This window comes from Acinetobacter sp. AM (genome assembly GCF_003105055.1).
GTDB lineage: Bacteria > Pseudomonadota > Gammaproteobacteria > Pseudomonadales > Moraxellaceae > Acinetobacter > Acinetobacter tibetensis.
On the sequence record NZ_QETG01000014.1, the window covers coordinates 82,882 to 94,904 of the forward strand.

Below are 12,023 nucleotides of genomic sequence, written 5' to 3' on the forward strand. Positions count from 1 at the left end.
AAAGCTCAAAATAAATTGAGCTTTTTTACTGTTATTTCAGTGATTTAGTTATTTAAAGTTGGAATTCGAATAATCAGCGAATTCTCGGTTTGTTTTTGATACAACTCTTCAATTTTCTCGGCACGGCGCTTAATGATATTGCCTTGATTGAGATTACCTTTATCGGTGACTTCACCTGCATCCAGTTGCGGTGCTTCAGTTTGCAGATACAGCATAGAGACGCGATTGGAACTTCCTGTTGCATCTTTGTTGTAGTGCATTAAAAATTGACGGAACCATTGCTGAACTTTCGGATGTTTCAAAATTTCTTCAGCGCTATGCTTGGATAAAGACAGCCCTGCATAATCTGCGCAGGCATCCAGTTTTGGAAAAATTAAAAAGCCAATCGCATTTAGGTTAGACCCCGTAATACAGGCATCTTGAATCAGTAAATTTCCTTGAATTAGCACTTTATTACGTAAGGTACCAACATTTACAAACGTACCTGTATTGAGTTTAAAGTCTTCTGCAATACGGCCATCGTACATCAAGCCCTGAGTTGGATCATTGACATCGACCAAGCGAACCGCATCTCCAGTATGGAAAAAGCCTTCTTCATCAAAGACTGTACTTTGCTGATCTTCATTTAAGCGCCAATAACCTTTCATGACGTGTTTGCCACGGACGCAGAATTCAAGTTTGTCGCCATAAGGAACCAATTTAATTTCGCAGCCCGGTGCTGGGTAGCCAATAAACCCCGCCATGACACGCGGTCCTGTGGTAAACGCACAAGAGGGTGCTGTTTCCGTCATGCCAAGCCCACTCATAATGCGGATTTTTTCGCCGCAATGTTGCTGTGCAATTCGGTCTAATCGGTTCCAACCCGCTTCGGATAAAGCAGCACCAGCAAAAAATAAAATTTTCACTTTTGCAAAGAAGCGGTCACGCAGTTCAGCATCTTTTTCCAGTGCATCGGTGAGTTCTTCCCAGCCTTTGGGTACATTTAAATAAACTGTGGGTGAAATTTCTTTTAAGTTTCGAATCGTCTCATCGAACTTGCCTGCAACAGGTTTACCATCATCGATATAGATAGTGCCGCCGTTATATAGGGTGATACCGACATTATGGCTACCGCCAAAGGTATGATGCCAAGACAACCAATCGAGCAATACAGGCGGTGTTTCTTCAAACTCAGGGAAGGTTTGTAACAACATTTGCTGATTGACGCTTAACATCAAATGTGTAGTGGGCACCGCTTTCGGTAGTTTAGTCGAACCCGAGGTAAACAAAAATTTGGCAATTTGATGTTCATCTAAACGTTGATAATGCTCTTGCACATTGGAGACAGGCGTATCTAAAAGCGATTGAAATGAAGTACAACTGCGCTCACCCAGAATCCCTTTATTGGTGACAATTTCAACCTCTGCTTGAGCACAACTTTGAATGGCTTTAGCAAAAGCCTGACCATCATTGGCATAAACCATGCCCGGAGTGAGTACATCGAAAACATGTTTAAGTTTGCCAAAATCTTGGGATATCAGTGAATAGGCAGGGGATATGGCAGAAAATGGAACACCAGCCAACATCGCAGCCATCGACAGCGTTAAATGCTCAAGATCATTGCCCGATAAAATAAGTAGAGGGCGCTGCTCGCTCAAATTGCGATTATGTAAGGCTTGGGCAATATGCCATGCACGTTGTAAGGTGTCAGCATAACTGAGCTTGACCCACTCACCTTGAGCATTTCGTTTTGCCGCAAAAATATGCTCTGGTTTAGTTTGCGCAAAATGAATCAGACGATCAGTCAGTTTTTGTGGGTAATTTTTAAGTTGTTCTTTGGGATGAAGATACAAGACCTGATCTTTGTAAACATAATCGACATCATGACTTCCCAGTTTTACAAAGCGCTCGCGATCTTGTGATTGAGTGGCATTCATTTGCATTGGTTTCACTCCATGGAAAGCGCATCACTGCGCTTTATATTTTTTGCTTCATGCATTTTTATTGAATATTAAAGTCGGATCCAATTGTTAAATTGGATAATGACGCGGCTGTGTTTGTATGGTGATCCAACGCAATTCTGTAAATTCGGCAATCGAAGCCTTACTGCCAAAGCGCCCGTAGCCACTGGCTTTGGTTCCACCAAAAGGCATTTGTGCTTCATCGTGCACGGTTGCACCATTAATATGACAAATGCCTGAGTCAATTTGTTTCGCAACATCCAGTGCTTGTGCAATATTTTGACTAAACACGGCAGCAGATAAACCAAACTCACTGTCATTGGCAAGGGCAATGCCTTCTTCAATACTGCTAAAGCGTTGTACCGTGCAAACAGGGCCAAAAGATTCTTCACGATATAGCAGCATTTCGGGTTGAATATTTAAAACCAAAGTTGGTTGCATGGTGGTGTCTTGTATTTGAATACCGAGTGGTAAGTCAGCACCTTTGCTTTGAGCATCCTCTAGTAAGTGTCGAATGCGATTTGCTGCACGTTGGCTTTCCAATACACCAAGAGCATTCCCTTTAAAGGTTGGATTTCCTGCATGAATGGTACGGGTCTTTTCAATCAGTTTTTCAACAAATTGATCGGCAATCCCATCTTGAACAAGTACACGTTCAGTGGACATACAGATTTGCCCTTGGTTGAAAAAAGCACCAAACGCAACTGCATTAACAGCTTCATCAACATCAGCTTCATTAAGAACGACAACAGGGGCTTTACCACCAAGTTCGAGTAGAACAGGTTTTAAGTATTTGGCTGCGGTTTCTGCAATAATTTTTCCGACTTTGGTAGAGCCAGTAAAGTTAATTCGCTTTACCGCAGGATGAGAAATTAAGCGTTCCACAATTTGTGGTGCATCTTCAGCAGCATGAGTAATGACATTTACCACACCATCGCCAAGTCCTGCTTCATGCAACACTTGCCCAATCAGTCGTTGCGTTGCAGGGCAAGCTTCGGACGCTTTAAGTACCACTGTATTACCGCAGGCTAGTGGCATCGCCAACGCACGGGTGGGTAAAATCACCGGCGCATTCCATGGCGCTATGCCAACCACAACCCCACACGGAACACGAATTCCCATCGCCATATTTCCGGGCACATCGGATGGAATAAGGCTGCCATCCATTTGCGTGGTCATGGCTGCTGCCTCACGTAACATGTTGGCAGCAAGGTGGACATTGAACCCATACCATGTCGCAGTTGAACCTGTTTCACGCATCCCAATTTGAATAAATTGATCCGTTCTCGCATCCATCAAGTCCGCTGCTTTGAGTAAACGTAAACGGCGTTCAGTCGGGGAAAGTTTCGACCAAACAGGAAAAGCCTTTGCCGCAGACTCTATAGCTAAATCGACATCTGCCAAAGTTGCCGCCGCTGCAATACTGGCGACTTGACCATCAATCGGACAGATCCGTTCAAATGTTGCCTGATTCGATGCATCGACAGATTGCCCGTGAATCAGCAATTGCACCTTATGAATGTTTGATGTGTCTACAGATTCATCTTGTTTTAACTGTACATTGTGCATGGGTTGTATCCTTACTTAACCATTTTAAAAACCAGAAATTAGCCAGTACGCTTATAGCTTTGTAAACCCGGTTTAATAGATTTTTCATCTAGGAATTGTTTCAGACCTTCTTGGCGTCCGCCTTCGGTATCGCGATGGTTACATTGATCTAACTTGGCATATAAATAATCTTCATTTTGATCCCAAGTAAGTTCACGACAGCGTTTAAAGCCATTTTTGGCAGTACGCAATACCACAGGGTTTTTCTCTAGCAAAATATTAGCAAGTTCCGTGACTTCTGCTTTAAGTTGAGCCAAAGGCACACTTTTATTGACCAAGCCCATATTTTCCGCTTCTTTTCCGCTAAAAGTCTTGCCCGTCATAATGTAATACAGCGAGGTACGGTGTCCAACGGTATCTGCCATTGCTTTACTGACCAAGTTGCCCGGTGGAATTCCCCAGTTAATTTCAGATAAACCAAAGGTTGCTTCGTCTGCTGCAATGGCTAGATCACACGCTACTAGAGGAGAGAAGCCGCCACCGAAACACCAACCATTGACCATAGCGATGGTTGGTTTTGAATACATACGCAATAATTGCCACTGCCAGCGACAAGAATCACGACGGATACGTTCTTGTACAATTTCTGGTTGGCTATCTACTTCACGGAAATATTCTTTCAAATCCATGCCTGCTGTCCAAGAGTCCCCAGATCCTGTTAATACCAACACGCGAGCGTCTTGATCAAGTTCTAGGGTTTCGAGAACATCAATCATTTCACGGTTCAATGTTGGGCTCATGGCATTTTTCTTTTCTGGGCGGTTTAAAATAACCCATGCAATACCATTTTCAATTTGTACATCAACAGTTTCCCAACGGTTTTCATATGTCATGTGCTTGCTCCTTGAATGACAGTTTGGTTGTTCTTCATTTAAATTAATATCAGTTAAACTTACATTCAAGTGTTTTTTGAATTATTTTACATAAATTTTTTATATCATTGAAAAATATAATCAAAATAATTTTTTGTAAAAATAATTGAATTTTGGTATTGATTTTTAAATCAGCCTAACTGATATTTTATGGGTGTTCGATGAACAGCACAAAACAACAAGATGTCATGGAAAAATCAAAAGAAGGATTTAGTTATGGATAAAGTGCATCAGCCCTCGGGAAGGGCCAAACTCACTTTGCTGTTATGTTTTGCAATCGCAATTTTTGAAGGTTTCGATCTTCAATCTATGGGAGTTGCCGCCCCACGTATGCGTGCAGAATTTATGTTGGATAATGCCCAAATGGCTTGGGCCTTTAGTGCAGCGATTATCGGAACTTTACCAGGTGCGATTATCGGTGGGCGGCTTTCCGATTATATTGGTCGTAAAAAAGTATTAATTTTTAGTATTTTGCTCTTTGGCGTCATGTCGTTAGTAACTGCCTTTGCTGCAAATTATGAACTACTTTTAGTTATTCGTTTTCTGACTGGATTGGGTATGGGTGGTGCTTTACCCATGATGATTACGTTGGCATCCGAGGCAGTTTCATCTGACCGTAAAGGTACCGCAGTCAGTATTATGTACAGTGGTATTCCATGTGGTGGCTTACTCACTTCTGTGGTTGCGATGCTTTTAGCAGGCGATGCAGAATGGCGTCATATCTTTTATGTGGGGGGAATTGCCCCAATTCTATTAATCCCACTATTGATGAAATATCTACCTGAATCAACGGATTACATAACCCATAAAACCCAATCGGCAACGCCTTTTTTTGAAGTGTTATTTGCTAAAGAAAGAAGAATGTCGACCATTCAAATTTGGATCAGTTTCTTCTGTACGTTGGTGGTGTTGTATTTCTTGCTGAATTGGCTGCCTCTATTGATGGGTGCGCAAGGTTTAACCAAACTGCAAGCCAATTATGTGCAAATGGGCTATAACATTGGTGGTGTTTTTGGCTCAATTTTGATGGGCATGATGTTAGACAAAATGCGCATGAGTTTCGTGATTAAATTTATTTATCTCGGCATTTTGGTATCCTTGTGTTGTTTGTCTTTTTCTCCAACTGTGGCGGTGCTAGCACTCTCAGCAGTGGGTTGTGGGTTATTTATTGTCGGTGGACAGTCTGCATTATATGGACTTGCTGCCATTTATTACCCAGCAGAAATGCGAGGCACAGGTGTAGGTGCAGCCGTAGCTATTGGTCGAATTGGGTCTTTTGCAGGTCCACTCCTTGCTGGTTTTTTACTGTCATTGGGGCAAAGTGCCACGATTGTGATTGGTTCAAGTATTCCAGTGATTCTGATCGCAGCAATTTCTGCCTTGATGCTTGTCAGAAAGCCTAAACAGCCTGTACAGTTAATACAAAGTACGACAGCTCGTTAAATACAAAGAAGTATGAGAGTTCAATCTCATACTTCTTTTTTAGTTTTAGATTTTATGATGAAAAATTATGATGCGTTCAAATACCGTTGATAAAAAAACAGAAGATGGCCCACGTTTAAGCTATACCATCGCACGTATAGACCGAGTAATTAGTAAATATTTAACAGAACATTTAAAAGATTTAGACATCACTTTACCTCAGTTCACCGCACTCTCTGTTTTGGCATCTAAAAATAATTTATCGAATGCTAAACTCGCAGAACGTTCATTTATTAAGCCACAATCGGCTAATAAAATTTTGCAAGATTTATTGCAACAGCAATGGATTGAGAAAACCCCAGATCCAACCCATGGTCGTCGTATTTTGCTTACGGTGACAGAAAGTGGTTTGGCTAAATTAGCCGAGTGTAATGCGGTAGTGGAAGCGTTGGAAACTAAAATGTTGCAGGGGGTCGATATGAACTTGGCTTATTTGATTCGTAATAATTTAGACATTATGGTCAATAACTTAAAACAATCCAAAGCCGAAGCAGCTTCAGAGTGAGTCAAGATGAGGCTTTAATATACTCATGCATAGATGTAGATGTTTTCTCTGTTAGAAATGTATTGTCACTTGATGATTGATCTTGCTAGCATGACTTTGAAATCTTTGAACAAGTGTGGCTAGGGATGTCTTCAGGGCAACAAGTTTTAATTAAATTAAGAAAAATGATTATCGCGGGTGAGCTTGAAGGCGGCAGTCGCATTGCTGAAATTCCAACAGCAGAGTTGCTTGGGGTATCCCGTCAGCCTATTCGTATGGCCTTCCGCTTGCTGGAACAAGAAGGGTTGTTAATTAAAAACCCGACACGCGGTTATACAGTACGTGAAATCTCAAATGAATTGATCAATGATGCTTTGGAAGTTCGTGGAGTACTGGAAGGTTTAGCTGCCAAAACCTTAGCAGAACAAGGTTTATCGGAACAGCAGCAGCAAACTCTCAAAAACTGTATAGAACAAATAGAACAACTCTTTGCAGAACACACTGAATTTGGGGATGAGGAATTAGAGCGTTATCATGAATTTAACGTAATTTTCCATGACACGATTATTCAAGGTGCGCAAAATATTGCGCTTATTCAAGCCTTAGCAAAAAACAATCAATTGCCTATGGCTTCCGTTCAAGCCATTACTTACGATGAAACACGCGCTTTATCTGAATACCGTCGCTTACACTACGCGCATTTGCAGCATTGCTCTATTTATGAAGCTTTACTCCAGCGCCAGTCGGGCCGTGCCGAAACTTTAATGCGAGAACATAGCAGTGTTGCGTTGTTGGGGGAGACGGTCAAAAACATATTGACTGAGGTGTAATGAAAAACTCCCGCTCAATCAGTTTGAGCAGGAGTAAAACGAGTGCTCCTATAACTCAATCACCAAATGTTTAGATTTAGCGCGAGAGCAGCAGGGTGTGAACTGATTATTCAAGGCACGTTCTTCATCTGTCATATATACGTCCCGATGATCTGGAATACCAGAAACAACACGGGTAATGCAAGTACCACAGATGCCTTGTTCGCAGGATACAGGCACATCAAAACCATGCGCTAACAAGGCATGAGTTACAGTCTGTTCTGGGTGAATTTCAATTCGCTGTCCTGTGCCAGCAATTTCCAAAGTAAATGCTTCATCATTTTCCTGCTTGCTTTGCTGTGCCACAAAATGCTCTTGATGCAGTTGTTCAGGCTGCCAGCCCGCTGTTTCAGCCGATTGCATGACAAATTGCATAAAGCCTGTTGATCCACAGACATACAAATGTTTGCTCGCATCGGGCTGTTGCAATACTTTTGCCATATCACATTCAGTATCAACCTGATTTTGAATGTGAAAATGAATCTGTTCTGCAAAGAGTTGGCTTAAATTGCCATAAAAGGCGATCATTTCATGACTACGTACGAAATAATGCAATTCAAATGGAATGTTCTGTGCTTTTAAACGATAAGCCATTGAAAGAATAGGGGTAATCCCAATACCTCCTGCAAACAATACAGCTTTTTTTGTATTGTCATGCAATGCAAATAAATTACGTGGCTGTCCAATACTTAATACATCACCTTCTTGATAGTCATTATGTATGCAGCGAGAACCACCACGTGAATTTTCATCGTGTAACACCCCAATCACATAGCGATTGTTTTCACTCGAACAATTAGAAAGTGAATATTGCCGGGTAAGTCCATTTTTGAGATGGACATCAATATGCGATCCAGCCTCAAATGACGGCAGGATCGAACCATTTGTGGAAATAAGTTCAAAGGCACGAATAGAAGGGGTAAGCTGATGAATTTTATTGATAATCACGTCCATGTTTTTATCCTTAAATCACATGAATATTTGGAAATTTAGTCACTTCAGGTTTTACCGCAGCCTGTCTTTCTTCATTCAGTAAGCGCTCAATAATTTTGCGTGATTGAACTCCACCAGCATCAATGTTCAACATCAGTAATTTGCGCTGCGGATTATTGAGAATGTTTTGTTGTTGTTGCTCTAACATTTCTAAATCTTCCGTAAAGATTTTGCCTTGTCCTTCACGAATTTGATCGGTGAGTTCTGTATTTTCAGGCTGGAAGTTACGTGCCATGCCCCAAAAATACCAATGTGAAGTTTCAGTTTCAGGCGTAATAAAATCCACCACGATTGAAGATACTTTCTTGTCTTTTGGTGCGTCATAGCCACCATGACCTGCATGTGCAACACCTACTTCAATATGTACATTACTTGGGGCGAAGAAATGACAACGCTGCCAACGGTCTACAGGAATATCATCTGCGAGATGATTACCTCGAAGTGCCATTTGCCAAAAAGGAGGAGCAATCACATTGTCCATATAGCGTTCGGTAATGACATGATCACCATCCACTTTGGTGATTGGCAGTGATTCATCAATTTCTTTTTGACCAATGCTGCTAGAGTGCACATAGGTTTCATGGGTTAAATCCATGAGGTTATCAATCATTAGGCGATAGTCACAATGAATGTGGAATAAGCCACCGCCATAACTCCATTCAGGATGATCGGCCCATTCTAGTTCAGGAAGTTTGGATTCATCAGCTTGATCTTTATCACCAGGCCAAACCCAAATAAAACCGAACTTTTCCACCACAGCATAGGCTTTATTGCATGGGAAACCGTTCACGCGTTGTGCTGGCATTGCTACAGTTTTTCCTTCGCAGCCCATGACCAACCCGTGATAGCCACAAACCAAATTACCATCTTCAACATAGCCGAGTGAAAGTGGTGCACCACGATGCGGACAGAAGTCTTCAACGGCTGCAACTTTGTTTTCTTTGCCACGGTAAAAAACTATTTTTTCACCGCAGATAGTGCGACCTAATGGCTTGTCTTGGATTTCTTCGGGGCGGCATGCAACATACCATGCATTTTTTATGAACATTATGATGACTCCGTGTCAATTATTGGATCCAATTTATGTCGATTTAATGGTCTTGTCAAATGTCATCTGGCATTTTTTATGATTTTTAGTTTGTAAGTTATTGGTTTTAGCAAGTTACATATTTTATGAAGCTCACCTTATGGATCCATTTTGCCATTAAATTTAGACTCCTGGTTTTCTGACAAATGGATCCATACATCGTGATTTTGAAACTTTTAAAATTATTTTCGCCTTAATGTTAATAATTATTCCTAGTTAATAATTTGATTTATATGGGTTTTTAAATATAAGATAAAAAACCAAATAAATTGGTTGATTTTATGGATCCAATTATACAGTATAGAAAAAGAGCAGGATGCTTCATAAAAATGATCTGTACATCGGATCACTTTCATTCTTAATTATCCCTTCTAGGCAATTATGGATATGGATATGCATAATCACCCAATGTTGTGTTCCCACATGGTCGTGTGTATTTCCGTTCCTAATTGGGAGTTACACAATGCAAAGAAATGTTTTAGATGAGATTAACCATAATAAAATGAGCCGTTACCAATGGTTCGTGATTCTGATTTGTCTATTTCTGAATGTCATTGATGGTTTTGATGTCATGGTGATGGCGTTCACAGCACCTTCAGTATCCGCAGAATGGACTTTGTCTGGTGCACAAATCGGGATACTACTCAGCGCAGGCCTATTTGGCATGGCCGCAGGTTCCATTTTTTTGGCACCGTTAGCAGATAAAATTGGTCGCCGTTTCTTAATTCTGATTTGTTTGATTATTGCAGGATTAAGTATGTCTGCATGTGCATTGGTTCAAAATCACATGATGTTGGCTATTTTACGTTTTATTACAGGTGTTGGCGTTGGTGGGATTCTGGCGAGTAGTAACGTACTGGCAAGTGAATATGCAAATGCACGTTGGAGAAGCCTAGCTGTAAGTTTAATGTCTACAGGTTACGGAATTGGGGCAACTTTGGGTGGTGTATTGACGTTTTTCTTAATTGAACATTTAGGTTGGCGTTCAGTTTTTCTAGCAGGCGGTATAACAACGCTGATCATGTTCGTCTTTGCTTTGTGGTTATTACCAGAATCGCTTGATTATTTGTTGGCAAAAAAGCCTGTACGTGCGCTGGAAAATACCAATACGATTTTGCAACGTATGCAGTTGAAACATTTACAGGTGCTACCAGAGTATGTGCAAGTTGAACAGCAAAAGGGCAGTGATGTAGCAAAACTGTTTCGAGGTCATCAGGGAGTTCAAACCTTATGTTTATGGTTCGCCTTTTTCTTGGTCATGTTTGGTTTTTACTTTGTGATGAGTTGGACACCTAAAATTTTAATTGCGATGGGCATGTCGCCAGATCAAGGCGTCAGTACAGGAATTTTAATCAGTATTGGTGGTATTTTTGGTGCTGCAATTATTGGGCTTTTAGCTTCACGGATTAAAATTTTCTACGCGCTCAGCTTATTTTTAGGCTTAACAGCACTCTGTATTTTCCTATTTGTTGCCGTTTCATCACAAGTCAGCATTGCACTACTGGTGGGTTTATTACTGGGTACACTCATTAACGGCTGTGTTGCGGGACTTTACTCAATCTCACCGACCATTTATGAGGCAGAGATTAGGAGTCGTGGTGTAGGTTATGCAATTGGGTTTGGGCGTATTGGCGCCATTTTATCTCCAACCATAGCAGGTCTATTTTTAGATCAAGGTATGAAGCCACAGCATCTTTATGTGTACTACGGCATTGTATTTATCTTGGCAATTTTTTTGATTTTAATCTTGGGTCAAGCGGTGTATCGACATCAAAAAACTCAAAATTATTCACTCAATACATCCATCTAAACATCTGTTTTAAAATTAAAAGTTGAGATAAAAATGAAAAAGACATCTTTATGGATGGGGATCTGCTTGTGCCCAATTTTTGCCAACATGGCACATGCGCAGTTCATTGCAGATAGTCAGGCTGAAATCACATTGCGAAACTTCTATTTTGATCGGGATTATAAAAAAGATCCTTATCCTTACACTGCTGCTCGAGATTGGGCTCAGGGTTTTATCTTTAAAGGACAATCGGGTTATACCGATGGAACCTTAGGATTTGGTGTAGATATCCTAGCAATGGCTGGTTTTAATTTATTGGGAAGTCAAGCAGATGATTACGCACGAACGGGCTTATTGGCTGTCAATTCAGATAACTCAAGAGATGATTATTATGGAAAAATTGGTGTAACTGGAAAAGCCCGATTAAGTAAAAATGAACTTTTTGTGGGAGATCTGGTTCCGCAACTTCCGACAATTTTTTCTTCTCCAGCAAGATTATTCCCGCAGACTTATCGTGGTGTAAGATTCGTTTCTACAGAAATTCCTAATCTGCAATTGGAAGGGTTTTATGTTGATAAAGTCCGCCAACGCGATTCTATTCGCTATACCGATGTGGGTATTGATAACATTAATCGTCGCTTTGATCGGGCTGCAACGACTGATCATTTCTATACGCTTGGGGGAGTTTACCAACTCAGTGATGCTTATCGTATTCGTATGTATCATGCTGAATTACAGGACATTTACCAACAGCAATTTCTGGGTATTCTAGGTAAGCATCCTATTTCAGATCAGTATAATAGATCTCTTTCATAACTCATTTTTCATTCAATTCTAAGTTGTAAATTCCAGCAATTAAATTGAATCTTAAACCGAGCCTTTTCCCTCTATTTCGATAG

At 40.9% G+C, this 12,023-nt stretch carries 9 protein-coding genes and 1 pseudogene; 5 read left to right on the plus strand and 5 right to left on the minus strand.

Annotation, left to right across the window (positions count from 1 at the left end; all coding sequences use genetic code 11):
* Positions 1 to 44: 44 nt before the first annotated feature.
* The 3 genes from DCO44_RS09305 to DCO44_RS09315 all read right to left on the minus strand — a co-directional run bounded on the left by DCO44_RS09305 (position 45) and on the right by DCO44_RS09315 (position 4,381).
* Positions 45 to 1,931, minus strand: a complete 1,887-nt coding sequence (locus DCO44_RS09305; protein ID WP_171304956.1) for a feruloyl-CoA synthase — start codon at positions 1,929 to 1,931, stop codon at positions 45 to 47.
* A gap of 78 nt (positions 1,932 to 2,009) precedes the next feature.
* Positions 2,010 to 3,461, minus strand: coding sequence for an aldehyde dehydrogenase (locus tag DCO44_RS09310; RefSeq protein WP_116761277.1), 1,452 nt, complete (start codon positions 3,459 to 3,461; stop codon positions 2,010 to 2,012).
* A gap of 86 nt (positions 3,462 to 3,547) precedes the next feature.
* Positions 3,548 to 4,381 carry a p-hydroxycinnamoyl CoA hydratase/lyase gene (locus DCO44_RS09315; RefSeq protein WP_005330665.1) on the minus strand — a complete coding sequence of 278 codons (834 nt, stop codon included), beginning with the start codon at positions 4,379 to 4,381 and terminating at the stop codon, positions 3,548 to 3,550.
* 255 nt (positions 4,382 to 4,636) lie between these two features.
* Here DCO44_RS09315 and mhpT point away from each other — a divergent pair, with 255 nt between their 5' ends.
* The 3 genes from mhpT (at position 4,637) to DCO44_RS09330 (ending at position 7,216) form a co-directional block, all read left to right on the plus strand.
* Positions 4,637 to 5,863, plus strand: coding sequence for a 3-(3-hydroxy-phenyl)propionate transporter MhpT (gene mhpT, locus DCO44_RS09320; RefSeq protein WP_116761259.1), 1,227 nt, complete (start codon positions 4,637 to 4,639; stop codon positions 5,861 to 5,863).
* A 67-nt stretch (positions 5,864 to 5,930) separates the two neighbouring features.
* Complete coding sequence (locus tag DCO44_RS09325; RefSeq protein WP_116761261.1) at positions 5,931 to 6,407, plus strand: MarR family winged helix-turn-helix transcriptional regulator; 477 nt, start codon at positions 5,931 to 5,933, stop codon at positions 6,405 to 6,407.
* Positions 6,408 to 6,520: 113 nt separating this feature from the next.
* Positions 6,521 to 7,216, plus strand: coding sequence for a GntR family transcriptional regulator (locus tag DCO44_RS09330; protein ID WP_165815704.1), 696 nt, complete (start codon positions 6,521 to 6,523; stop codon positions 7,214 to 7,216).
* A gap of 48 nt (positions 7,217 to 7,264) precedes the next feature.
* Here the strand turns inward: DCO44_RS09330 and DCO44_RS09335 are convergent, their stop codons facing one another.
* Both DCO44_RS09335 and DCO44_RS09340 read right to left on the minus strand, forming a co-directional pair.
* Positions 7,265 to 8,209 carry a PDR/VanB family oxidoreductase gene (locus DCO44_RS09335; protein ID WP_116761265.1) on the minus strand — a complete coding sequence of 315 codons (945 nt, stop codon included), beginning with the start codon at positions 8,207 to 8,209 and terminating at the stop codon, positions 7,265 to 7,267.
* A 10-nt stretch (positions 8,210 to 8,219) separates the two neighbouring features.
* Positions 8,220 to 9,296: an aromatic ring-hydroxylating oxygenase subunit alpha gene (locus DCO44_RS09340; protein WP_116761267.1), complete on the minus strand. Its 1,077-nt coding sequence runs from the start codon at positions 9,294 to 9,296 to the stop codon at positions 8,220 to 8,222.
* Positions 9,297 to 9,798: 502 nt separating this feature from the next.
* Here DCO44_RS09340 and DCO44_RS09345 point away from each other — a divergent pair.
* Both DCO44_RS09345 and DCO44_RS09350 read left to right on the plus strand, forming a co-directional pair.
* Entirely contained in the window at positions 9,799 to 11,145 is a 1,347-nt protein-coding gene (locus DCO44_RS09345; protein ID WP_116761269.1) for an MFS transporter, read from the plus strand.
* 33 nt (positions 11,146 to 11,178) lie between these two features.
* A pseudogene (locus DCO44_RS09350) lies at positions 11,179 to 11,925 on the plus strand (OprD family outer membrane porin); the annotation flags it as partial.
* Positions 11,926 to 12,023: the final 98 nt, after the last annotated feature.